The organism is Variovorax sp. YR752 (genome assembly GCF_943372545.1).
Map to the genome: position 1 here is coordinate 1 of NZ_CALRZC010000122.1, position 23,975 is coordinate 23,975.

Annotated in this window: 21 protein-coding genes; 8 read left to right on the forward strand and 13 right to left on the reverse strand. The window is 70.1% G+C overall.

What is annotated here, in order from left to right; genetic code table 11:
• The first annotated feature begins 110 nt into the window (after positions 1 to 110).
• Both AAG801_RS24680 and AAG801_RS24685 read left to right on the forward strand, forming a co-directional pair.
• Positions 111 to 2,084, forward strand: a complete 1,974-nt coding sequence (locus AAG801_RS24680; RefSeq protein ID WP_341890739.1) for a serine hydrolase — start codon at positions 111 to 113, stop codon at positions 2,082 to 2,084.
• A 14-nt stretch (positions 2,085 to 2,098) separates the two neighbouring features.
• Complete coding sequence (locus AAG801_RS24685) at positions 2,099 to 2,554, forward strand: hypothetical protein (RefSeq protein WP_341890740.1); 456 nt, start codon at positions 2,099 to 2,101, stop codon at positions 2,552 to 2,554.
• 28 nt (positions 2,555 to 2,582) lie between these two features.
• Here AAG801_RS24685 and AAG801_RS24690 read toward each other — a convergent pair whose 3' ends face one another.
• The 11 genes from AAG801_RS24690 to AAG801_RS24740 form a co-directional block, all read right to left on the reverse strand.
• Entirely contained in the window at positions 2,583 to 3,662 is a 1,080-nt protein-coding gene (locus tag AAG801_RS24690) for a trypsin-like peptidase domain-containing protein (RefSeq protein WP_341890741.1), read from the reverse strand.
• An 83-nt stretch (positions 3,663 to 3,745) separates the two neighbouring features.
• Positions 3,746 to 5,704, reverse strand: coding sequence for an amidohydrolase (locus AAG801_RS24695; RefSeq protein ID WP_341890742.1), 1,959 nt, complete (start codon positions 5,702 to 5,704; stop codon positions 3,746 to 3,748).
• Positions 5,705 to 5,798: 94 nt separating this feature from the next.
• Positions 5,799 to 6,788, reverse strand: coding sequence for a LuxR C-terminal-related transcriptional regulator (locus AAG801_RS24700; protein WP_341890743.1), 990 nt, complete (start codon positions 6,786 to 6,788; stop codon positions 5,799 to 5,801).
• Positions 6,789 to 6,830: 42 nt separating this feature from the next.
• Positions 6,831 to 8,102: an AMP-binding protein gene (locus AAG801_RS24705; protein WP_341890744.1), complete on the reverse strand. Its 1,272-nt coding sequence runs from the start codon at positions 8,100 to 8,102 to the stop codon at positions 6,831 to 6,833.
• Positions 8,095 to 8,397 carry a hypothetical protein gene (locus AAG801_RS24710; RefSeq protein WP_341890745.1) on the reverse strand — a complete coding sequence of 101 codons (303 nt, stop codon included), beginning with the start codon at positions 8,395 to 8,397 and terminating at the stop codon, positions 8,095 to 8,097. The genes AAG801_RS24705 and AAG801_RS24710 overlap by 8 nt, the downstream gene beginning before the upstream one ends.
• Positions 8,398 to 8,408: 11 nt before the next feature.
• Entirely contained in the window at positions 8,409 to 9,215 is an 807-nt protein-coding gene (locus AAG801_RS24715; protein WP_341890746.1) for an ABC transporter ATP-binding protein, read from the reverse strand.
• A 102-nt stretch (positions 9,216 to 9,317) separates the two neighbouring features.
• Positions 9,318 to 10,646 carry an ABC transporter substrate-binding protein gene (locus AAG801_RS24720; RefSeq protein ID WP_341890747.1) on the reverse strand — a complete coding sequence of 443 codons (1,329 nt, stop codon included), beginning with the start codon at positions 10,644 to 10,646 and terminating at the stop codon, positions 9,318 to 9,320.
• A gap of 61 nt (positions 10,647 to 10,707) precedes the next feature.
• Complete coding sequence (locus AAG801_RS24725) at positions 10,708 to 11,772, reverse strand: branched-chain amino acid ABC transporter permease (RefSeq protein ID WP_341890748.1); 1,065 nt, start codon at positions 11,770 to 11,772, stop codon at positions 10,708 to 10,710.
• Between the two features lie 7 nt (positions 11,773 to 11,779).
• Complete coding sequence (locus tag AAG801_RS24730; protein WP_341890749.1) at positions 11,780 to 12,709, reverse strand: branched-chain amino acid ABC transporter permease; 930 nt, start codon at positions 12,707 to 12,709, stop codon at positions 11,780 to 11,782.
• A gap of 9 nt (positions 12,710 to 12,718) precedes the next feature.
• Positions 12,719 to 13,504 carry an ABC transporter ATP-binding protein gene (locus AAG801_RS24735; protein ID WP_341890750.1) on the reverse strand — a complete coding sequence of 262 codons (786 nt, stop codon included), beginning with the start codon at positions 13,502 to 13,504 and terminating at the stop codon, positions 12,719 to 12,721.
• A gap of 2 nt (positions 13,505 to 13,506) precedes the next feature.
• Complete coding sequence (locus AAG801_RS24740; RefSeq protein ID WP_341890751.1) at positions 13,507 to 15,453, reverse strand: AMP-binding protein; 1,947 nt, start codon at positions 15,451 to 15,453, stop codon at positions 13,507 to 13,509.
• 146 nt (positions 15,454 to 15,599) lie between these two features.
• On the opposite strand from AAG801_RS24740, the gene AAG801_RS24745 reads away from it, so the two are divergent.
• From AAG801_RS24745 to AAG801_RS24755, 3 genes are all read left to right on the forward strand, one after another.
• Positions 15,600 to 16,355 carry a Crp/Fnr family transcriptional regulator gene (locus AAG801_RS24745; protein WP_341890752.1) on the forward strand — a complete coding sequence of 252 codons (756 nt, stop codon included), beginning with the start codon at positions 15,600 to 15,602 and terminating at the stop codon, positions 16,353 to 16,355.
• A gap of 98 nt (positions 16,356 to 16,453) precedes the next feature.
• On the forward strand, positions 16,454 to 17,899 hold the full coding sequence (locus tag AAG801_RS24750; RefSeq protein WP_341890753.1) for a HAMP domain-containing sensor histidine kinase: 1,446 nt from the start codon (positions 16,454 to 16,456) through the stop codon (positions 17,897 to 17,899).
• Positions 17,900 to 18,012: 113 nt separating this feature from the next.
• Positions 18,013 to 18,324 carry a hypothetical protein gene (locus AAG801_RS24755; protein ID WP_341890754.1) on the forward strand — a complete coding sequence of 104 codons (312 nt, stop codon included), beginning with the start codon at positions 18,013 to 18,015 and terminating at the stop codon, positions 18,322 to 18,324.
• Between the two features lie 9 nt (positions 18,325 to 18,333).
• On the opposite strand, the gene AAG801_RS24760 is transcribed toward AAG801_RS24755, so the two are convergent.
• On the reverse strand, positions 18,334 to 19,230 hold the full coding sequence (locus AAG801_RS24760; RefSeq protein ID WP_341890755.1) for a 5'-nucleotidase: 897 nt from the start codon (positions 19,228 to 19,230) through the stop codon (positions 18,334 to 18,336).
• 134 nt (positions 19,231 to 19,364) lie between these two features.
• Here AAG801_RS24760 and AAG801_RS24765 point away from each other — a divergent pair, with 134 nt between their 5' ends.
• The 3 genes from AAG801_RS24765 (at position 19,365) to AAG801_RS24775 (ending at position 23,207) form a co-directional block, all read left to right on the forward strand.
• Entirely contained in the window at positions 19,365 to 19,583 is a 219-nt protein-coding gene (locus AAG801_RS24765; RefSeq protein ID WP_341890756.1) for a hypothetical protein, read from the forward strand.
• Between the two features lie 94 nt (positions 19,584 to 19,677).
• Positions 19,678 to 20,418 (forward strand): response regulator, encoded by a 741-nt coding sequence (locus AAG801_RS24770; protein WP_341890757.1) that lies wholly within the window; start codon positions 19,678 to 19,680, stop codon positions 20,416 to 20,418.
• Positions 20,415 to 23,207 carry a PAS domain S-box protein gene (locus tag AAG801_RS24775; protein WP_341890758.1) on the forward strand — a complete coding sequence of 931 codons (2,793 nt, stop codon included), beginning with the start codon at positions 20,415 to 20,417 and terminating at the stop codon, positions 23,205 to 23,207. The genes AAG801_RS24770 and AAG801_RS24775 overlap by 4 nt, the downstream gene beginning before the upstream one ends.
• Before the next feature lie 21 nt (positions 23,208 to 23,228).
• Here AAG801_RS24775 and AAG801_RS24780 read toward each other — a convergent pair whose 3' ends face one another.
• Positions 23,229 to 23,651, reverse strand: a complete 423-nt coding sequence (locus tag AAG801_RS24780; RefSeq protein WP_341890759.1) for a globin family protein — start codon at positions 23,649 to 23,651, stop codon at positions 23,229 to 23,231.
• Positions 23,652 to 23,975 lie beyond the last annotated feature (324 nt).

Genomic DNA, 23,975 nt, shown 5'->3' on the forward strand with positions numbered 1-23,975 from the left:
GGTGGGCGACATCCTGCATCCTGGGGGGGTGGGTTAGGGGGAGCGCGGCATGGCCCCGCTTTCGTCGGGCGCCTAGATTGGTCCTCACCACAACCGCCGGGGAGACCTTCGTGCGACCGACCCCTTCCTCGCGTTTCTCCCGCTTCGGCTCGCGGCTGGCTGGCGCCGCCGCTCTTTCGTTCGCCGCGCTCGCCCGCGCCGCGACCCCCGCGATCGACATGGACGCCGGCACCGACGCCATCGCGGTCGAGCGGCCGCCGGTGGGCACGCTGGCGCTGGACGCCGGTTCCGCGACCACCGACCTGTCCACCAACGTACCGACCAGCTGGTGGTTCTACACCGGCATCAGCGCGGCCCAGGTGGCGAGCCGCCTCAGCGACAACGCGGCGCGCCTCACCGACATCGAGGTCCAGTCGGTCTCGTCGGGCGTGCCCACCTTCACCGTGCGCATGGTGAAGAACAGCGGCAACTACGCCGCCCCCGGCGGCTGGTGGTGGTACTACGGCCTGACCACGTCGCAGCTGAGCACCTACCTGAACGCCAACAGCGCCAGGCTGGTCGATCTGGAGCCCTACGACATCGGTGGCGGCAACATCCGCTACGCCGCCGTGATGGTGTCGAACACCGGCACGGCCGCACGGTCCTGGTGGTGGTACTACGGCAAGACCTCGGCGCAGCTCACCGCGCTGCTGCCCGGCCGCCGGCTGATCGATCTCGACAGCTACACCACCGGCGGCGTCAAGCGCTACACGGCGGTGATGATCGCCAACTCGGGCGGCGACGCCGAGGCCTGGCAATGGTGGCTGAACCAGAGCACGGCGGGCATCTCGGCCAAGGTCGCGGCCTTCAACGGCCGCGTGATCAAGCTCGACCGCCAGGCCGACGGCACCTACAACTTCATCCAGGTGCGCAACACCGGCAGCGAGGCAACCGCGTGGTGGTACTGGTTCGGCTTCAGCTCGCCGACCGCGTTGCTCAACTACGCCAACCAGCTTGCCGTGCGGCCGGTGGACATCGTCACCTACCTCAATGCCGCCGGCCAGCGACGCTGGGACGCGGCCTTCATCGACAACGCCAACGCCAGCACCCGCCGCATGCGCAGCGAGTTCGGCAAGACCTTCCTCGACGCCAACGGCAACCCGACGCGCGGCATCTTCGAAGCCTGGCTGAAGCAGGTCGGCGGCAGCGTCAAGGTGAACCTGAACGCCAGCCGCCGGGCCGAGACCGCGAGTTCGTTGAAATCACTGCACCTGCTGCACTCGATGCGCCGCGTGGCCGCCGGCACCGACACGCTGCCCTCGGCCTTCACCTACTACGAGTACGACCCCGCCAAGGGCAAGGACGCCTGCCCGAACCCCGCGCTGGAGACCCTGGCCAACCGGCGCACCAACTACAACTTCGAGAAGGGCCTGGACGAGATGATGAAGATCTCGGACAACCGCACGACGCGCGGCACCGTGATCCGCTACGGCGGCTTCGCACCCTTCAACACGACCGCGACGGCGCTTGGCCTGACGGGCACGACGCTGCGCCACAACATCGGCTGCTCGTACCGCAACCTCGCCACCGGCCGGTACGAGACCGGCCGGCGCAACGACACGACCGCAGCCGACCTCGCACGCATCTACGAGGGCGTGTGGAACTCATCGCTGCTGTCCAACGCCAATGCCGCACGCACCGAGTTCCTGGAGTCGGCCAACCCGGGCAGCGGGGCGAGCGCAGCCTTGCTGGCGATCATCACCGCCGAGGCGAACAAGCTCGGCAAGGGCGCCGTCGCCGCCCAGTTCGGCAGCCTGGTGCGCACCTGGGGCAAGGGCGGCAGCTACAACACCTGCCTGCCCAGTGCGGCCGGGGCCACCTGCACGCAGAAGGTGCTCGTCCGGTCGGGCACCGGCCTGATCCGCCTGCCGATCAAGGTGGCCGGCGTCACGCAGTACCGCACCTACGCGTTCGCGCGCCTGATCTCCGACGTGCCGGTGACCGACTGGACCAGCGCAACGGCGACCACCTACGCGAACGCCTACGCTGCCGCCTCCAACGAGCTTTACCGCGACGAGATCCGCTCGGCGCTGCTGACATGGTGAGCAGCGGGCTGCGCATGACGGCTGGTGCCCTCGCGCTGGCCGCGGCCGGCGTGTGGTGGTGGCCGGCACAGGAGGATGACGCGATGGACCCGTTGTCGTCTGCCCCCGCTGCCGCCACTGCGCCTGCGGGGGCGGTCGCCGCGCAAGTGCAGGGCCTGTCACCGCTGCAGGCGGCCCTGAGGGCGGCCGCGGCCCAGGTCTGTGCGGACGGCTGCGACGAGCCGCAGGCGGCCGAGCCGGCCGCGATCACGACCGTCGCCGCCGCCGAGCCCGTGCCGCAGCCGCCCGACCTCGACGCCTGGTCACTGGCGCCAGAGCCGCTGCAGGCCGTCGACGAGCAGATGGCCGCCGCAGGCAACGCCCCGCGGCCGCTGTTCAACACCCCGCCGATGCCCGACGAGAACGACCCCGCACCCGCCGACGAGACCGACCCCTACGCGCCACCGGCCGAGGATCCCGCCGTGGAGTGAGGGCGGCGGCGGGTTCGTCGATGCCGTCTCACTCCTCCGCTTCGGCCAGCGTCACGGTCAGCTTGCGCGTGGCGCCGGCGCGCCACAGCGTCAGCGTGCAGGAATCGCCCGGCTGCAGACGCTCGAGCGCGGTCAGCATGTCGTCGGCGTTCTCGATCGGCTCGTCGTTGATGGCGGTGATCACGTCACCGGGAACGATGCCCGCGTCGCCACGCGTGAAGGGCTTGAGCCCGGCCCTGGCCGCCTGCCCGCCGCGCTGCACGCGCACCAGCGCCACGCCCTTGGGCAGGCCGAGCGTGCGGTTGAGTTCGAGCGGCGCGCCGGTCACGCCCAGCGAGGGCCGGACCATGCGGCCGTCGCGGATCAGCCGCGGCACGATGCGGTTGACCTCGTCCACCGGAATCGCGAAGCCGATGCCTGCGCTGGCGCCAGAGGGGCTGAAGATCGCGGTGTTCACGCCGATCAGCCGGCCGGCCGAATCGAGCAGCGGGCCGCCGGAGTTGCCCGGGTTGATCGCCGCATCGGTCTGGATCGCGCCGCGAATCGTGCGCCGCGTCACCGACTCGATCTCGCGGTTGAGCGCACTGACGATGCCGGTGGTCAGCGTCTGGTCCAGCCCGAACGGGTTGCCGATCGCGTAGACCTGCTGGCCGACCTGCAGGTCGCGGCTGCTGCCCACCGGCAGCGCCTTCAGCCTGGCGGCCGGCGCGGCGATCTTCAGCACGGCGAGGTCGCGGTCGGGAAAGGCGCCGACCAGCTCGGCCTTGTGGCTGCTCTGGTCGGCCAGCGTGACGCGCGCGCCGCTGGCCTGCTGGATGACGTGGAAGTTGGTGACGATGTGGCCGGCCGTGTCCCACACGAAGCCGGTGCCGGTGCCTTGCGGCACCTGCTGCACGTTCAGCGAGAAGAGGTCGCGCTCCAGGCCCAGCGCGGTGATGTTGACCACCGAGGGCGAGGCCGCCTTGAACACGGCGATGTTGTTGAGTTCCTCGGCGGCCAGCGGGCCGCGCGGCGTGACCGGGCGCGGCGGCGCCGGCGTACGCGACACGGCGGCCAGCGGCAGGGTGATCAGCAGCGCCAGCACGGCGGCAGCGAGCGGGGTTCTCATGCGGATGAATCATGCGTCGATACAGCCGACGATGATAGGCAGCCGCGCCCCGCCTCGCCCCGCCCCGCCTCGCCCTTGCCACCTCAGTGGTTGTGGCCGTCCCCGTGCGCGTGCGGCGCCCCCGGCACGTGGGCCGGGATCGCATGGCCGGTCGAACCGCGAGCGCTCAGCACCCGCGCGCGCCCGTTCAGTGCCTGCTGCGCCGAACCGAGTGCCCCTGCAAAGGCATCGAGCGCCGCCACGACCTTGCCGCCGACCATCGTCAACAGCACGCGGTTGCGGCCGAGTTCGGCGTCGGGCACGGTCAGGAAGTCGCGCTCGAGCACGATCAGGTCGGCGAACTTGCCCGCTTCGATCGAGCCGGCCACCTTCTCCAGGCGCAACTGGTGCGCGGCATCGATGGTGATCGCCGCCAGCACGTCGTCGCGCGTCAGCGCCGGGTCGGCATTGATCGGGCCTTCGAAGATGGGGGCGAAGCTCGCCGGGCTGTTCGGGTTGGCGGGGTCGCCGGAGCGTGTCACGCCGACCTTCAGCGCGAGGAAGGTGTCGAAGGCGTCGATCGGCCAGTCGCTGCCGTGCACGATGCGCGCGCCGGCACGGCGCAGGCTGCCCGACGGCTCCATGCGCGCGAAGCGCTCGGGGCCGAGGTGGTTCTCGGTGTCGCCGATCGAGTAGGGCGCGCGCTGCGCCCACTGGAAGGACATGGTGGCCATCGTGTCCAGTGCCTTGAAGCGGGCGTAGTCGGCCACCGCCGCGGTCTCCACGTGGGCGATGGCCGGGCGGAAGTCGGCGTTCGGGCGCGCCGTGCGCGTGGCCTCCACGGCGTCCAGCACGGTGCGCACGCCGCGGTCGCCGGTGGCGTGCAGGTGCATGTCCAGGCCGGAATCGACCGCCGCAAGCATCAGCGGCCGCAGCACCGCGGGCGCGAAGTACAACGGCCCGCGGTTGCCGCTCTCCACCCAGTTCGGCGCGTCGTCGGTGCCGGCGTTCTCGAAGTAGGGCGTCAGCAGCGACCCGGTGTCGGCCGGTGCGTTGACCACGCCGTCCATGAACACCTTGACGACGCGCGCGCGCACGTTCGGCGCCGGGGTGGCTTCGCCCTGGTCCATCGCCGCCGCGGCAGCGCGGATCTCCGCGATCGCCGCGGCCGGATCGGCAGCCGCCTCTGCGGCGTCGACGGAGATTGCCAGGTTGACGCGCGCCGTCAGTTCGTCGCTCGCGCGCAGCGCCTTGAAGATGCGGCCATGCGCCTCGCCGGCCGCGGCATCCATGAAGCTGGTGATGCCCTGCTCGCGCAGTGCCGCCAGCGCGGCGCGGCCCTGCTTCATCAGGTCGGCCTCGCTGTCCGGCGGTATCGCGGCCTTGACCTGGAAGCCGGCCGCGTCTTCGCAGATGCCGGTCGGCGTGCCGCTGCCGTCGCGCGCGAAGCGGCCGCCGGCCGGGTCGGGCGTGGCGGCGGTGACGCCGGCCAGCGTCAGCGCGCGCGAGTTGGCCAGCACGGTGTGGAAGTCGGCCGAGGTCACGACGATCGGCCGCGTCGTGGCCAGCGCATCGAGCGTGGCGCGGGTCGGGTCGGCGTCGATCGAGGCGGTCGAGGCGCGGTCCCAGTTGACGGCCTCGAGCCAGGCGTCGGGCGTGGCGTCCGGCGTGGCGTCGAGGCAGGCCTGCAGCCTGGCCGTCAACTGCGCGCGGGTCAGTGGCTGGTAGGCCATGTCGCACACCAGCAGCGCCCGGCCGCCGGCCAGCGAGTGCAGGTGGGCGTCGATGAAGCCCGGCATCAACATGCGGCCGCCGAGCTCGATGACCTGCGTCGACGGACCGATGTGCTCGGCCACGTCGGCGTCAGTCCCGACGAAGTCGATGCGGCCGCCGCGCACCGCGACCGCCTGCGCGACGTGGCGCTTGGCATCCATCGTCACCACCTTGCCGCCGCGCAGCACCACGTCGGCCGGCTCGACGTCCGACCCCCCGCCGCAGCCGACCGCGATGGCCATGGCCAGCCCCGCCGCCAGCAGGCCTCCCGTTGTTCCCTTGACCCTCATGCGTTTCCCCGTGTGACGCCCGACATGGGCACGGGCGAAGGTAGCGGAGGCAGCGCGGCCAGACCCTCTGCAGATGCAGAGGGTGAGCGCAGGCTCAGGCGGCGCGGCGGCGGTGGCGCGCCTCGCCCAGCGCGCGGCCGAGCGCGACCTTGTCGGACACGCCCAGCCGAAGGTAGACGTCGCGCAGGTAGGTGCGCACCGTCGACGGGCTGAGGCCGGTCAGGCGGGCGATCTCCTTGTGCGAGCGGCCCTCGGCATAGAGCAGCGCGACGTTCAGCTCGCGTGGCGGCAGGGCGGCCTGGCGGCGCTGCGGCGCCAGGCTGAGCAGCATCAGCTCGCCGCAGGCTTGCGCGGACAGCCGGCGCCGGCCCAGGCTCAGGTGGCGTGGCAGGCGCCGCGTCGTCTCCACCAGTTCGGCGGGCAGGCCGGCGCCGCTCCACTGCGGGAAGCGCTCGCGCAGCAGCAGGCCGATGCGGGCGCCGAGGTAGACGAAGTCGCCGCGGCCGTCGACCAGTGCCTGCGCATCATTGGCAGGCGTACCGCTGCCGCCGATCAGCTCGGCGACGCGTGCACTCCAGCGCTGCATCAGGTGCGCGGTGAACTGGTCGAACAGCCTGCGATGCACTTCCTCGAATGCCGGCGCGGCCTCGCCGCGGTACAGCGCCATGAACTGCAGCAGGCCGCTGCCGGGCAGGGTGCGCGTGACGGCGATGACGTGGAACAGGTCGTGCCGGCGTGCGAAGGCCTCCAGCTCCGCAGCCGGGTCGGCAAAGCCCGTGGAGCAAACCACCGTGTCGAGCCGATCGATCGAGTCGCGCGCAAAGCGGTCGGATGCGCTGATGCGGTTCCACTCGTGCGCGAAGTCGGCGCTGAGGTTGACGCTGCCGCTCAGCCAGTTGCGCGGCGCCATGCCGTCGATGCCGCCGGAGCACTCGCCCCACCAGGCGGCGTCGAAGGGAACGATCTCGCGCAGCGCGGCCAGGCCTTCGTCCATCAGCCGCGGCGGCGCGATGCCGACCGGCAGGCGCGCCAGGCGCAGCAGAGCGGCGCTGAAGGATTCGAGCAGGTGCGAGTCGGGATCCATCGGGCGCAGTCTAGGGTCTCGTGCGCGCCTTGCCGCGACCGCCTACTTGTAGCTGCGCGCGTCCTCGATGACCTTGCCGTCGTTGGGCAGGCTGCCCGGTGTCACGAGCTCGATGTCGGCGCGCAGCTTGGTCACGTCACGAACGCTGTCGGCGAGCTTCGCCGCCAGGCCGTCGGGCGCGCCGGAGACCTCGACACGCAGCGTCATCGAATCGTTGGCCATCTCGCCGGCCACCACCAGGCGCGCACGCTGCACTTCCGGGTGGCGGCGCGCCACCTCGGCCACCTGGCTGGGATGCACGAACATGCCGCGCACCTTGGCGGTCTGGTCGGCGCGGCCGAGCCAGCCCTTGATGCGGGTGTTGGTGCGCCCCGTGGGGCAACTTCCCGCCAGTACGGCGGAGAGGTCGCCGGTGCCGAAGCGGACCATCGGGTAGTCGCGGTTCAGCACGGTGATCACCACCTCGCCGACCTCGCCCTCCGGCACCGGGTCGCCGGTGCCCGGCCGCACGATCTCCAGGATCACGCCTTCGTCGAGCACCAGGCCCTGGCGTGCGCCCGTCTCGTAGGCGATCAGGCCGACGTCGGCGGTGGCGTAGCACTGGTATCCCTGCACGCCGCGCTCGGCCAGCCAGTCGCGCAGCGACGGCGGGAAGGCTTCGCCGCTGACCAGCGCCTTGCTCAGCGAGGGCAGCGTGATGCCGGTCTCGGCCGCCTTCTCGACGACGATGCGCAGGAAGCTCGGCGTGCCGCAGTAGCCGTGCGGGCGCAGCTCCTGCATCGCCTGCAGCTGCAGCTCGGTGTTGCCGATGCCGCCGGCGAACACGGTGCAGCCGATCGCGTGCGCGCCGGACTCCATCATCGAACCGGCCGGCGTGAGGTGGTAGCTGAAGCTGTTGTGGATCAGGTCGCCGGCGCGGAAGCCGGCGGCGAACAGGGCGCGGGCGATGCGCCAGTAGTCGGGCGCGCCGCCCTCGGGTTCGTAGATCGGGCCGGGCGACTGGAACACGCGCTTCGCACCGGCGGGCGAGCGCAGGCCGCGCCAGCCGATGGCGGAGAAGCCGCCGAACGGGTCCCAGTGCGCGGCAGACGCGCGCTGCGCCTTCTGGCGTTCGAGCAGTTCGTGCTTGCGCAGCACCGGCAGGGTCGCGAGTGCGGCGCGCGAATCGATGCGCGCCGCGTCGACGCCGGCCAGCAGTTCGGCGAAGGCGGCCGTCGTCTGCGCTGCCGCCACCTGCTTCGGCAGCGCCGCCATCAGCGCGGCCTCGCGCTGCGCGGTCGGGCGCGTTTCGAGCGCGTCGTAGTGTTCAGTCATCACGATCGCTCCAGCTGACGAGCTTTCTCTTCAGGTCGGCGACGAAGTCGCGCACCGACGCGCTGTCACGCAAGGTCTTCTCGGTCCACTCCGGGCTGTTGCGGCTCGGGCGCTTGACGATGGCCGCCTTCAGCGTCGCACCGTCCACCGCCAGCTTCGCGACCGGCGTGCCGCTGCGCTCGAAGCGGCCTTCGCGCTCGGTCAGGCCGAGGTCGCGCAGGTCGCGTTTCGCGCGCTGCAACGCCTCGTCGGGCTTGAATGCCGGCAGTGCGAAGCCGAAGTCGTCATCGCTCACTCGCGCGCTCCTCAGGCCAGCCAGCGCTTGCGGCGCTTGTAGCTCTTCACGTCGCGGAAGCTCTTGCGGTCACCGCCGCCGACGCCGAGGTAGAACTCCTTCACGTCCTCGTTCTCGCGCAGCGCCTTGGCCTCGCCATCCATCACGATGCGGCCGTTCTCGAGGATGTAGCCGTAGTCGGAGTAGCGCAGCGCGATGTTGGTGTTCTGCTCGGCGAGCAGGAAGGTGACTTTCTCCTTGGTGTTGAGGTCCTTCACGATCTCGAACACCTCCTCGACGATCTGCGGCGCCAGGCCCATCGAGGGTTCGTCGAGCAGCACCATCTTCGGGTTGGCCATCAACGCGCGGCCGATGGCGCACATCTGCTGTTCGCCGCCGGAGGTGTAGGCGGCCTGCGAGGTGCGGCGTGTCTTCAGGCGCGGGAAGTAGTTGTAGACCTTCTCCAGCGTCTGCGCGACGGCCGCCTTGCCGTCGCGGCGGGTGTAGGCGCCGGTCAGCAGGTTCTCCTCGATCGTCAGGTGGGCGAAGCAGTGCCGCCCCTCCATCACCTGGATCACGCCGCGGTTGACCATCTCGGCGGTCGACAGCTTCTCGATGCGCTCGCCGCGCAGCTCGATCGAACCCTTGGTCACCTCGCCACGCTCGCCGGCCAGCAGGTTGCTCACCGCACGCAGCGTGGTCGTCTTGCCCGCGCCGTTGCCGCCGAGCAGCGCCACGATGCCGCCTTCGGGCACCTGCAGGCTGACGCCCTTGAGCACGAGGATCACGTGGTTGTAGATGACCTCGATGCCGTTGACGTTGAGGATGATGTTGCTCACAGGAACCTCGTGGCGATCAAGTGGCCGCCGCGGAACCGGCTTGGCCGGGCCGCTGGCGGCGCCCCCTTGAGGGGGAGCGGCGTGAGCCGCTCCGGGGGTGGGTCAAGACTGGCAGTCTTCGGGCGTACGGCGCGTCAGCTTCTTCTCCGCCGCGTACTTGTCGGCGGCGCTCTTGATCATCGGCTTGATGATCGACGCGTCGCTCTCGTACCAGTCGGAGGTGAAGTTCCACTTCGCGCCGTCCCAGGTGTGGATGCGCGCCCAGGTGGCGCCGCGGTGGTCGGCGCACGAGGTGCTGATCGGGCGCATCACGCCGGCGAAGCCCAGCGCGTCGAGCTTCTTCTGGTCGAGCGCGAGGTTCTCGTAGCCCCAGCGTGCCTGCTCGCCGGTCATCACCTTGCCCTTGCCATAGCGTTCCTGCGCCCGCTTGACGCCCTCGATCGACAACATCGCCGCGCTCAGGCCGCGCATGTACAGCACCTGGCCAACCTCTTCCTTCGGCCCGGTGCCCTGGCCCTTGCCGTGCACCAGCGCGAGCACGTCCTTGACGATCTTCGAGTTCGGCTCGGCACCGTGCTGCAGCGCCAGCGCGTTGTAGCCCTTGGCGCCGTCGCCGACGTCCTTCACGTCCGGCTCGGCGCCGGCCCACCACACGCCGTACATCTTGTCGCGCGGGTAGCCGGTGGCCACGGCCTCCTTCAGCGCGGTGGAGTTCATCACGCCCCAGCCCCACAGGAAGACGTAGTCCGGGCGGTTCTGCCGGATCTGCAGCCAGGCCGCCTTCTGCTCCACGCCCGGGTGTGTCACCGGGATCAGCTGCAGGTCGAAGCCGTGCATCTTGCTGCGCTCCTGCAGCAGCGGGATCGGTTCCTTGCCGTACGGGCTGTCGTGGTAGACGAGCGTGATCTTCTTGCCCTTGAGCTTGTCGAGGCTGCCTTCCTTCTTGCCGACGTGCTGCACCAGGATGTCGGCGGCGTCCCAGTAGGTGCCGGTCAGCGGGAAGTTCCACTTGAAGACGTTGCCGTCGGTGCTCTCGCTGCGGCCGTAGCCGGCGGTGATCAGCGGGATCTTGTCGCCGGGCGCCTTCTCGGTCAGCGCGAAGGTGATGCCGGTGGACAGCGGCTGGAACACCGTCGCGCCCTTGCCCTTCAGGCGCTCGTAGCACTCCACGCCCTTGTCGGTCGCGTAGCCGGTCTCGCACTCCTCGAACGTCACCTTGACGCCGTTGATGCCGCCTTGCGCGTTGATCAGCTTGAGGTAGTCGACATAGCCGTTGGCGAACGGGATGCCGTTGGGTGCGTAGGCGCCGGTGCGGTAGACCAGCACCGGGAAGAACTGCTCCTTCGCCTGCGCGAAGGCGGTGCTCGTGGCCAGGCTGGCCGCGCCGGCTGCCGCGAGGATCGCAGCGGTCGTGATGGACTTGAACTTCATGTCTGCCTCCAGGGGTGGAAAGGGCACTCGTCGGTGCGTGGGTGAGAACTCGTTGGTTTTGTCAGTGAGGGAAGGGCCACAGGCGCAGCTTTTCCTTGCCGATCGACCACAGCCTTGCGAGGCCGTGCGGCTCGACGATCAGGAAGAACACGATCAGCGCGCCGAAGATCATGAAGGTCAGGTGCGAGGCCAGCGCGGTGTCGATCGGGATGCCGAACCAGTAGGGCAGGTTGTCCAGCACGATCGGCAGCACGACGATGAAGGCGGCGCCGAAGAAGCTGCCCATGATCGAGCCGAGCCCGCCGATGATCACCATGAACAGCAGCTGGAACGAACGATCGATGTTGAACGCCGCCGGTTCCCAGGAGCCCAGGTGCACGAAGCCCCACAGCGCACCGGCCACGCCGACGATGAAGGAACTGACCGCGAACGCCGTGAGCTTGGCGTAGACCGGGCGGATGCCGATCACCGCGGCAGCCACGTCCATGTCGCGGATGGCCATCCACTCGCGGCCGATGTGCCCGCGCACCAGGTTCTTCGCCAGCATGCCGAAGACGATCAGGAAGCCGAGGCAGAACAGGTACTTCTGCACCGGTGTGTCGATTGGCATGCCCAGCACGTTCAGGCCGGCGACGCTGACCGAGCCGGAGGCCGAGTCGTTGGTGAACCACTTGATGCGCAGGAAGGCCCAGTCGGTGAAGAACTGCGCCGCCAGCGTGGCCACCGCGAGGTACAGGCCCTTGATGCGCAGAGACGGGATGCCGAACAGCACGCCCACCGCGGTGGCGCACACGCCGCCCATCAGCAGCGAGACGATCAGTGGCATGCCCTCGATGCGCACCTGGAAGTTGTAGGCCGCGTAGGCCCCCACCGCCATGAAGGCGCCGGTGCCCAGCGAGATCTGACCGCAATAGCCGACAAGGATGTTCAGGCCCAGCGCCGCGAGCGAGAGGATGAGGAACGGAATCAGGATCGCGCGGAACAGGTACTCCGGCGCGATGAAAGGCACGACGACGACTGCGAAGGCCAGCAGCGCGCCCAGCGCGATGCGGTCCTGCGCAATCGGGAAGACCGCCTGGTCGGCGCGGTAGCTGGTCTTGAACTGGCCGTTCTCTCTGTACAGCATGGTGTGGTCAGACCCGGTCGATGATCTTCTCGCCGAACAGACCTTGCGGCCTGACAAGCAGGAACAGGAGTGCGAGGACGTAGCCGAACCAGATCTCGATGCCGCCGCCGATCATCGGCCCGATGAAGACCTCGGAGAGCTTCTCGCCGACGCCGAGGATCAGCCCGCCGATGATCGCGCCGGGCACCGAGGTCAGGCCGCCGAGGATGACCACCGGCAGGCCCTTGAGCGCCAGCACCGACAGCGAGAACTGCACGCCGAGCTTGCTGCCCCAGATGATCCCGGCGACCAGCGCGACGAAGCCGGCCACGCTCCAGACGATCACCCACACGCGCGACAGCGGGATGCCGATCGACTGCGCCGCCTGGTGGTCGTCGGCCACCGCGCGCAGCGCGCGGCCGGTGGCGGTCTTCTGGAAGAACAGGCTGAGCGCGGCCACCAGCGCCGCGGCGATCACCGCGGCATAGAGGTCTTCCTGGCTGACCAGGATGCCGCCCTCGAAGACCTTGTCGAACAGGAAGATCGGGTCCTTGGGCAGGCCGACGTCGATCTTGTAGATCTGGCTGCCGAACAGGGTCTGGCCGAAGCCGTCGAGGAAGTAGGTGATGCCCAGCGTGGCCATCAGCAGCGTGATGCCCTCCTGGTTGACCAGCTTGCCGAGCACCAGCCGTTCGATCAGCCAGGCGACGATGACCATCACCAGCATCGCGGCGGCGAAGGCCAGCACGTTGCCCAGCACCTTGCTCTCGATGCCGAGGCCCTTCGGGATCCACTCCGAGAAGCGTGCCATCGCGAGTGCGGCGAACAGCACCATCGCGCCCTGCGCGAAGTTGAAGACGCCCGAGGCCTTGAAGATCAGCACGAAGCCGAGTGCGATCAGCGAGTACAGCATGCCGGACATCAGCCCGCCGATCAGCGTTTCGAGGAAGAAGGCCATGGTCCGCTTTCAGTGGCTCGTGCCGAGGTAGGCGTTGATGACGTCGGGGTTCTGGCGGACCTCCTGCGGCGTGCCGTCGCCGATCTTGCGGCCGTAGTCGAGCACGACGACGCGGTCGGAGATGTCCATCACCACGCCCATGTCGTGCTCGATCAGCACGATGGTGGTGCCGTACTCGTCGTTGACGTCGAGGATGAAGCGGCTCATGTCCTGCTTCTCCTCGACGTTCATGCCGGCCATCGGCTCGTCGAGCAGCAGCAGGCTGGGCTCCATCGCGAGGGCCCGGCCGAGGTCGACACGCTTCTGCAAGCCGTAGGGCAGGCGGCCCACCGGCGTCTTGCGGTAGGCCTGGATCTCGAGGAAGTCGATGATGCGCTCGACGAACTCGCGGTGCGCGATCTCCTCGCGCTCGGCCGCTCCCCAGCGGATCGCCTGCTGGAAGAGGTTGCTCTTCATGCGCAGGTTGCGGCCGGTCATGATGTTGTCGAGCACGCTCATGCCCTTGAACAGCGCCAGGTTCTGGAAGGTGCGTGCGATGCCGGACTCGGCCACCTGGCGCGAGTTCATGTGCTTGAAGGTCTGGCCGCGCAGCGTGATCGAGCCTTCCTGCGGCGTGTAGACGCCGTTGATGCAGTTCAGCATCGAGCTCTTGCCGGCGCCGTTCGGGCCGATGATCGCGCGCACCTCGTGCTCGCGCACGTCGAAGCTGATGTCGGTCAGCGCCTTCACGCCGCCGAAGCGCAAGGAGATGTTCCTGACGTCGAGGATGACGTCGCCGATCTTGCGTTCTGCCACGGTCAGGCTGCCTTCTTCATGGCGGGAAAAGTCTTCGCATCGGCGATCTTCAGCGTCGCCGAGACCATGCCGCTGCGGCCGTCCTCGAACTTCACCTGCGTCTCGATGTACTGCTCGGTCTTGCCGCCGTACAGGGCATCGACCAGCACCTGGTAGCGCTCGCCGATGTAGCCGCGGCGTACCTTGCGCGTGCGCGTGAGCTCGCCGTCGTCGGCGTCGAGTTCCTTGTGCAGGATCAGGAAGCGGCTGATCTGGCTGCCGGCGAGCATGGCGTCGGCGGCGAGGTCGGCGTTGACCTTCTCGACGCAGTCGCGCACCAGTGCGTAGACCTCGTCCTTCTGTGCCAGGTCGGCGTAGCCGGCATAGGGCAGGCCGCGCTTCTCGGCCCAGTTGCCGACCGCTTCCACGTCGATGTTGATGAAGGCGCAGACACGCTCGCGCTTGTCGCCGAAGGCCACCGCCTCCTTGATGAAGGGGAAGAACTTCAGCTTGTTCTCGACGTACTTGGGCGCGAACATCGCGCCGTCGTTGGCGCCGCCCATGATGCGGCCGACGTCCTTGGCACGGTCGATGATCTTCAGGTGGCCGCCGGCGTCGAGGAAGCCGGCATCGCCGGTGTGGTACCAGCCGGCAGCGTCGAGCACCTCTGCGGTGGCCGCCGGGTTCTTGTAGTACTCCTTGAGCAGCCCGGGCGACTTGATGAGGATTTCGCCGCTGTCGGTGAGCTTGACTTCCACGCCGGCGATCGGCACGCCCACGGTGTCCGCCTTGGCCTCGTGGTCGGGCTGCAGGCAGACGAACACCGCGGTCTCGGTCGAACCGTAGAGCTGCTTCAGGTTGATGCCGATCGAGCGGTAGAAGGTGAACAGGTCGGGGCCGATCGCCTCGCCGGCGGTATAGGCCACGCGCACGCGCGACAGCCCCAGCGTATTGCGCAGCGGGCCGTAGACCAGCAGGTTGCCGAGCGCGTAGCTCAGCTTGTCGCCGGTCGATACCGGCTTGCCATCCATCAAGGCCGGGCCGACGCGGCGGGCCACGTCCATGTAGTGATGGAAGAGCTTGCGCTTGATCGCGCTGGCGTCTTCCATGCGGATCATCACGCTGGTCAGCAGCCCTTCGAACACGCGCGGCGGCGCGAAGTAGTAGGTCGGGCCGATCTCCTTCAGGTCGATCGTCACCGTCGCTGCCGACTCGGGGCAGTTGACCACGTAGCCGCAGGCCAGCCACTGCGCGTAGCTGAAGATGTTCTGGCCGATCCAGGCCGGCGGCAGGTAGGCCAGCACCTCCTCGCGCTCGGTGAGCTTGTCGAAGTCGGCGCCGGCCTTGGCGCGGTCGAGCAGCGTGAAGTGCGTGTGCACCACGCCCTTCGGGTTGCCGGTGGTGCCGGAGGTGAAGAACATCGCCGCCATGTCGCCGGGGGCACCCTCCGCGAGTTCGGCGTCGAAGTGGCCGGGGTTTGCCTTCGCGAAGGCGCGGCCTGCCTCGATCAGCGCATCCATCGAGGCCAGGCCCGGTTCGCTGTAGTTGCGCAGCCCGCGCGGATCGTCGTACCAGAGCCGGCCCAGCAGCGGGCATTGCTCGCGGATCTCGAGCAGCTTGTCGACCTGCTCCTGGTCCTCGACGATCGCGAAGGCGACGTCGGCGTTGACGATGGGGAAGACGAACTCGGCCGAGGCCGCGTCCTGGTACAGCGGGATCGGCACCGCGCCGAGCGCCTGCGCGGCGAGCATCGAGGCGTACAGGCGCGGCCGGTTGTCGCCGACCACGATGATGTGGTCGCCGCGCTTCAGCCCGGCCGCGGCCAGCCCGCCGGCGAGGTCGCGCACGAGCTGGGCGAGGTCGGCCCAGCTCAGCGTCTGCCAGATGCCGTAGACCTTCTCGCGCAAGGCGGGCGCCGTCGGGCGCTTCGCCGCGTGGTCGAGCATCAGTCGGGGGAACGTCGTCTGCACCGCAGGTCTCCTCTCGGTGTCGGGACTGTAGGAACAAGTTTGACGCCGTGTTGTCGTTGTGACGACAATCTCCGGGACAGCCCCGAGGGGACTTTCCCCAGGGCCATCGACGCGGCGGCGTCAGCGTTCCGTCAAGCTCGAAGCGCATGAGCACACCCTCCACCGACCCCGACACCCGCCCCGGCTCGCTGCGGCAGCGGGCGCGCGCGCCGTCGCCGGCCGAGCTTGCGATGATCCCCTGGCTCGGCCTGCTCGATGCCGACGAGCGGCGTCGCGTGGTGGAGGCGCTGCGCGTGGTCGAGGCCGACCCCGGCGACTACGTCTGCAAGATCGGCCGCCAGGCCAACTACTGGTTCGGCGTGCTCGACGGCCTGCTGAAGATGAGCAACGACGCCTCGCTCGGCTTCGCGATCACCTTCACCGGCGTGCCGCCGGGGGCCTGGTTCGGCGAGGGCACGGTGCTCAAGCGCGAGGTCTACCGCTACAACATCGAGCCGCTGCGCAAGAGCGTGGTCGCCGGCATCGACATCGACACCTTCTTCTGGCTGCTCGAGCGCAGCATCCCGTTCAACCGCTACGTGATGAACCAGCTCAACGAGCGGCTCGGGCAGTTCATCGCCGCACGCGAGATCGACCGCCTCGACGACCCCGACACCCGCGTCGCACGCAACCTCGCCGCGCTGTTCCACCCGGTGCTCTACCCCGGCGTCGGCACGCTGCTGCGCATCACGCAGCAGGAGCTGGCCTACCTCATCGGGCTGTCGCGCCAACGGGTCAACGAGGCGCTGCGCTCGCTGCAGGCCGAAGGGCTGATCGCCATCGAGTACGGCGGCGTGCGCGTGCTCGACCTGCCGGCGCTGCGGCGACACGTGCACGGCGGGTCCGGCAGCACGATGTCGTGATGCAGTAGCCGCTTTGGCGCTGAGCGGGCGCAAACTCCTGCGGCGAGGCGCCGGGCTGGACATAGACTGCCGGCCAGCAGTGTCATGAGCTCTCCTTCTTGACCGTCATCGTCGTCGAATCGTGGGTGATGAGCGTGCTGGCGATCATGTTCGCCGCCGTCTGGCTGCGCTCGCGCGAGCCCGGAACCGGGCTGCTGTCGCTGGGCTTCGCGGTGGCGACGGCCTGGTACTACTTCAGCGACCTGGCCCCGGTCACCGGGCCGGCGATCGACACGCTGCCCGAACGCATCGCGACGACCACCCTGATCGTCGCGATCCTGCTGCGAACCGCGGGCGTCGTCGCCTACCTGGGCATGCCCGGCGGCGGCCTGCGGGTCTTCATCGGGCTGTGCGCCGCACCGTCCGTGGTCTGCCTGGTCCTGCTGCTGGCCGGGGTGAACCTGCCGCACCAGCTCTTTCACTTCGTCGGCCTGCTGCCCTATCTCGGTGCCGCCGCGCTCGCATTCCGCTGCGCGGCCACCGAGCCGGGCAACGCCCACGGCCTGCTGGGCGTGGCACTGCTGGTCCTTCCGCTGCTGCCCTTCGTGCTCGATGCAGGCGGGGTGCCGCCCGGCGACCTGAAGTACTACACCGGCGTCGCGGTGATCGCGTTCGGCATGCTGGTGCTGACGGTGAGCCTGCTGCGGCGCCACCGAGCGCTGCACGCCGAAGTGCAGCGCCGCACCGAGGCCGAGGCGCGACTTCTCGATGCCAAGCTGCAGCTCGAGGCCAGGGTGAGCGAACGGACCGCGCACCTGCGCGAGCTGATCGGCGGCCTCGAGTCGTTCAACCGCGGCGTTTCGCACGACCTGCGCGGGCCGCTGGGCGGCATGTCGCAATTGGCGCACACCGCCGCGGAGTCGATGTCGCGCGGCGACAGCACGCTCGCGCTGCGCGCGCTGCCGCTGATCGCCAGCCAGTGCGATGCCTCGGTGAAGATGGTCAACGCCATGCTGGAACTGGCGCGCGTCGGCGAGGCGCCGGCGCAGCGTGTCCCGGTCGAGCTGCGCGCCGTGGTCGAGTCGGCGATCGACGAAGTCATGCTGTCGCAGGCCGACGCGCGGCACACGGCGATACGCCGCGCCGACCTGCCCACGGTGCTGGCCGATCCGGTGCTGCTGCGCACCGCCCTGGTCAACCTGATCGGCAACGCGATGAAGTTCTCGCGCGAGGTCGCCCAACCGCGGATCGAGATCGAGTCGCGCATCGAGGGCCGTGACATCACCGTGTGCGTGCGCGACAACGGCGCCGGCTTTCCGGCAGAGCTGGCCGAGCGGCTGTTCGACCCCTTCTTCCGCGCGCCGGGCACGCAGCACGAAGGGCACGGGCTGGGCCTGAGCCTGACACGGCGCGCCATCGAGGCCATGGGCGGGCGCGTGTGGGCGCTGTCGCGCGCGGAAGGCGGTGCCGAGCTGTGCTTCCAGCTGAAGGGCGCGCTGCTCGCGACACCGCCCACCGAGCCCCTCGGCCAGGTGCCCACCGGGGCCATGGCCGCGCTGGTCTGAACGCGGCGCACGGCGTGACCTTTGCCACGACGGGGATTCGCGGCGCGGGAATGGCCGGCAAAGGCGCGACTTTTTGCGTTGAACCGCCGGGCCACGCTGCCGATGATGCAGGCATGGAGCAGCCCACCATCATTGCCAACCGAGGGGAGTTCGTCGACGCCTTGCGCGCGCTCAAGCGCGGCCATGTGCTCGTGCACGCCAGCGAGAGCTGGGGCGGCTGCTCGATCGACGGCGGGGCGGTCGGTGCCTCGTTCCGAACGCTGGCCGACTACGCGCTGATCGACGAGTATCACAACCCGCACGGCTTCGAGCACATCCACTACTACCGCCTGAACCAGCGTGGCCGCGAGTTCGCCGAACGCGCCGTGCAGGCCTGGGAGCGCCGGCCGCTGATCGAGCGCCTGGCGGCGCGGCTGCTCGGCTGAGGGATCGCCTCAGCCGTTGACGACCCCTGCCGCGACGTGCCCCGCCGGCACGTGCGGCGCGGCATTCTCGATGTGGCCGGTCTGGTCGTCGAAGAAGAAGTCCGGCTCGAACTCGCGCAGGAACTCGCCCTTGGGCAGACCGCCGAGGAACATCGCCTCGTCGACGTCGATGTGCCAGTCCATCAGCGTGCGGATGGCGCGTTCGTGCGCCGGCGCGCTGCGCGCGGTGACCAGCGCGGTGCGGATGCGCATGTTCTGCGCCGGCTCGTTCTGCAGCGCCTGCAGGGCATCGAGCAGCGGCTTGAACGGCCCCGGCGCCAGCGGCGTGCCGGCACGCTGGTGCTCGTGGCTCTGGAAGGCGTCCAGCCCCTGGGCCTGGAAGACACGCTCGGCCTCGTCGGAGAACAGCACCGCGTCGCCGTCGAAGGCGATGCGCACCTCGTCGGGGTGGGCGTCGGAGGCGCGCGCCGACTGCGGATAGACGCGCGCCGCCGGCACGCCGGCACCGAGCGCCGAGCGCACGTCGGCCTCGTTGGTGGACAGGAACAGGTTGGCCGCCAGCGGTCGCAGGTAGCGCCAGGGAGACTCACCTCGCGTGAACACGCCACGCTGGACGGCCAAGCCGTAGTGGCGCGCCGAGCGGAACACGCGCATGCCCGAGACCGGGTCGTTGCGCGACAGGATCACCACCTCCACCCGTTGCCGCTCAGGCGTATTGAAGGCGAGCAGCTTGTTGACCAGCGAGAAGGCGACGCCCGGGGTGGCGGCGCTGTCCAGCCGCTCGAGCTGGAGCTGCATGTAGGCGCGGTCGTCGGAGGCCTCGAAGACGCGGTTCTCTTCCTCGAAGTCGAAGAGGGCGCGCGAGGAGATGGCCACCACCAGCTGGCCGGCGAGCGAGACGGACATGCGGGCCATGATAGCCAGCGCGCTGCGCAACAAATGAAACGCGACGGCGCTTGCGCTGAAGCGCGGGCGAAACCTCGGGCCGCGAGCATCTGCTGCATGGCGTCACTTGCGGCGCCCGACCGGAGACCGAGACCATGAACCCGCTGCTGACCATGCTTCGCCCCGCTGCCACCGGCTGGCTGCGCCCCGCCACGCCGCGCGCCGGCTCGCACACGCTGCCCGACATCGTGCTCGACGAGAGCATGCTGTACCGCAGCGAGTGCTTCGCCGAGGACCTGCAGGCGGCGTCCGACGCGGCGCTGGCCGACCTGTTCCCGATGCTGCGCACGCGCCGCACGGCGCCGGCGCGCTGACGCCATGGCCGCCACCGGCTCCGCGCTGCAGCCGCCGGCCGGTTTCGGCCGATATGATCCGCGCTCGTTTGCCTTCGCTGCCGGAGTTCGCGACGTGAGCACCCCCGACAAGCCGCCCGTGGTGATGGTCGTCGACGACGAGCCGGAGTTGCGCGCGTTGCTGGCCGAGTACTTCGGCCGCCACGGCTACGAAGTGCGCCAGGCCGAGGACGCCGCGGTGGCGCGCCGGCTGGTCGCCGAGCAGGTGCCCGATCTGGCCATCCTCGACGTCAACATGCCCGGCGAGAACGGTCTGTCGCTGGCGCGCTTCCTGCGCGAGTCGCATCCGTCGCTGGGCCTGGTGATGCTGACCACCGCCGGCGAGTCGGTCGACCGCATCGTCGGCCTGGAGCTCGGCGCCGACGACTACCTGCCCAAGCCCTTCGAGATGCGCGAGCTGCTGGCGCGCACGCGCGCGGTGCTGCGCCGGCTGGCGGTGGTGCCGGCTTCAACGACCGCGGAGGCCGAGCCCGCGACGCGGCGCGTGCGCTTCGGCCAGTGCGAGCTCGACCTCGACCAGCGCCGCCTGTTCGGCGCGGAGGGCGCCGAGGTCGAGATCAGCGCCGCCGAGTACGACCTGCTGGCGCTGTTCGCGCGCCACCCGAACCGGCCGCTGAACCGCGACCAGATCATGGAGCAGGCCCACAACCGCGGCTGGGACGTGTTCGACCGCTCGATCGACCTGCGCATCATGCGGCTGCGGCGCAAGATCGAGCGCAACCCCGACAAGCCGGAAGTGCTGAAGACCGTGCGCAACGTCGGCTACGTGTTCGTCACCGGGGCCGGAGCCGAGTGATCCTTCCGCAGCCGGTGCCGGATGCGGCGCTGCACCGCCTGCGCCGCAGCTACGCGCTGCTGATGCTGCTGCTCGGCCTGCCGGTGCTGGCGGCGGTGACCTACGTGCTGGTGCTGCAGTTCCAGATCGTCTCGGTCGGCACGCAGCGGCAGATCGCGATGAGCACCGACCGCCGCGTCACGCGGCTCGACGCCGTGCTCGCCCCGCTGCGCGACAACCTGCTGCGCCTGCGCGACGCGGTGCAGGAGCCGGCCATCGCGCCGGCCGTCGTGGTCGATCGCGACTCGCTGGCCGCCACCGCCGATGCACGCGGCTACACGCTCGACGCGCTGCCCGCGGTGCTGCGCGAGAGCGCCCCGCAGGTGCTGCTGGCCGGCCCGCTGCGCGGCGACGTGCGCTGGCGCGACGCCTCTGTCGAGCAGGCCGCGCTGTTCGCGCAGCAGGCCCGCCTGGTCACCAGCGGACGGGGGGCCTTCCGGCGCGTCTACTACATCGACGACGAGGCCACGCAGCTGTGGGTCTACCCGTGGGTGGGCAGCGCGCAGCTGCTGGCCGAACTCGGTGCCCGCGACGTGCCGGAGGCGCTGCGTGCGCTGGCCATGCGACATGCCCGCGGGGGCAGCGACGCACTGGTGTTCCGCGACGCCGTGGCCTGGCGCACCCGCGCCGACGGCGCCATCAGCGCCACCGCGGCGCTGAGCCTGCAGGAGCGCGCCGGCACCGTCACCGCCGAGCTGCCGCCGGGCGCCTTCGACGCGGCGCGCATCGAGGCCGGCATCGGCCGATTCTGGGTGCTCGACGCCGACGGCACGGTGGTGTGGGACTACAAGGCGCGCAACGAGCCCGCAGGCTCGGCACTCGACGCGGCGCTGCCGATGCTGGCGGCGCCGCTGATCGATCAGGCGCTCGCCGCCCCGCTGGCGGTCAGCAGCGGCAAGCTGCTGCTGTCGGCACGGGCCTCTTCGGTCGCCCCTTGGCGGGCGGTCTACGCCAGCGATGGCGACCATGTGCGCCAGCTGGTGCTGCGCGATGTCGGGCCCTATGCGGCCGGCGGTGCGGTGCTGCTGCTGCTCTTCCTGGGCACGGCGACGCTGCTGTGGCGGCGCTACGCGCTGCCCTCGCTGCGCCTGGTCGACTACCTGCACCGCAAGGCCTTCGATGCGAACGCAGACGAACCCGCGCTGCCGCGCGGCTGGGCGCCGTGGGCGAAGCTGACCCGCGACACTTTCGGCGCGGCGCGCGAGGCGCAGGCGCGCGAGGCCCAGGCGCTGGCGCTGAAGTCGGCGATCGTCGACCACGCGCTGGCGGCGATCATCTCCAGTGACGACGAGGGCCGGATCACCGAATTCAACCCGGCCGCCGAGGGCATGTTCGGGCGGCGCCGGGCGGAGGTGCTCGGCCGCTCGGTCTTCGAGATCACCGTGCCGCCGCGCCACCGCCAGGCGCACGAGGCGGCGTTCATGCGGATGCGCGCCGGCGGCGACCCGCACATGATCGGCCGGCGCGTCGAGATGACGGCCATGCATGCCGACGGACGCGAGTTCCCGGTCGAGGTGGTGCTGTGGCGCACCGCGGTGGGGGGACAGTCGCACTTCACCGCGTCGCTGACCGACCTGTCGGAGCGGCGTGCCGCGGCCGAGCAGATCGAGCGCCAGCGCGAGGCCTTGCGCCAGAGCGAGAAGCTGTCGGCGATGGGCAGCCTGCTGGCCGGTGTGGCGCACGAACTCAACAACCCGCTGGCGATTGCCATGGGCCGCGCCAGCCTGCTCGAGGAGAAGTGCGACGGCGCGCCCGAACTGCAGGACGATGCGAGGCGCATCCGCGAGGCCGCCGAGCGCTGCGGCCGCATCGTGCGCACCTTCCTGAACATGGCGCGCGGCAAGCCGGCGCAACGGCGCAACGTGCAGCTCAACGACCTGGCGCGCGCCGCGGTGGACATGCTGGCCTACACCTTCCGCAGCCACGGCATCGAGCTGCAGCTCGAGCTCTCGCCCGACCTGCCCGAGGTCAGCGCCGATGCCGACCAGATCGGCCAGGTCGTGCTCAACCTGCTCGTCAACGCACAGCAGGCGGTGGCGGCCGTGGCCGACGGGAGCCCCCGCCGCGTGCGTGTGTCCACCGGCATCGAGGCACGGCGCAGCAACCGCGAGCCGCGTGTCTGGCTGCGCGTGGCCGACACCGGCCCCGGCGTGCCACCGGCGCTGCACGAGAAGATCTTCGAGCCCTTCTTCACCACCAAGCCCGAGGGCATCGGCACCGGCCTCGGCCTGGCGGTCTCGCGTTCGCTGGTGCTCGACCACGGTGGGCAGCTCGGCCTGGAGATCAGCGCCAGCGGTGCGGTGTTCCGCATGAGCCTGCCGATCAGCGGCCACGCGCAGGCGGTCACCGAACCCGGTTCGCTCTCCGGCGCCGACGGCAGCACGCCGGCGCGCGTGCTGGTGGTCGACGACGAGCCGGAGATCGCCGAGGTGATGCGCGACATGCTCGAGAGCGCGGGCTTCGACGTGGCCACCGCCGAGTCGGGCGCGGTGGCGCTGGAGCTGCTCGACGAAGCGCGCTTCGATGTCATCGTGTCGGACCTGCGCATGCCCGACATGGACGGCGCCGCGCTGTGGCGCGAGGTGAGTGCGCGCAACCCGGCGCTGGCGCAGCGCATGCTGTTCGTCACCGGCGACACGCTGTCGCCCGGGGCGGAGAGTTTCCTCGTCGATGCCGGCTGCGCCAGCCTCGACAAGCCCTTCGCGCGCAGCGACCTGGTCGATCGCGTCGCCACGCTGCTGATGTCCTGAGACGGTGTGAACGTCGGTTGCTCAAGCGGCGCGGCGGATCTGGCCCGCAGCGGCCATCATGGTCGTGCTGACCAGCGCGTACATGGCCACCCAGGCGTCGCGCGTCGCTTCGTCGAAGTCGGCGCCGAGGCCTTCCGCCAGCGTGGTGATCAGCGCACGGCCGACGCTGCGGTAGTCGCCCGCCTGCACGCCGTAGCCGGCGTGACGCGCGCCGAGCTGCGCGAGCACCGGCAACAATGCCTCGGGCTGGTCGAGCAGGCGAACGGCGGCGCCGATCATCTGCATCAGCCGCTGGCCCTGGCCGCGCATGTCGCCGATGAACAGCGGCTTGAGCTCCGGCGCCTGCTCGAACAGGCGGCGATAGAAGAGAGCGGCGGTGGCATCGGGCTGCAGCGCCACCAGCGCGAAGCTGCGGCGGACGAGGTCCATCTGTTGCGGGGTCATGGTCTTTCCTGAATGAGGACGGCCACGGGGGCCTGGGATGCGCAGCTTCGCAAGCGCTCGTCGCAGACTTGTTTCCTGGCAGGTCCTCAAGGGTTTCCTTTGTTTCGACCTCGAGCCGGGCGAGCCTGCGACTCAGGAACTCGAGCGAGCGACCAGCGGCTCGCGGCCCTGTGCGGAAGTTCGACGTCTGCTTTGCGTGTTGAGGTCGGAGCGGCAAAGGCGCGTGCGGACAGGCTTCCGCGCTTCGCTTCGGCGGTCGGCCCTGTGGGCCGACTTCCTTGCGCTGCTCGGGCTCGCGGCAGGCCGCCCAACTCGCTGCGCTCA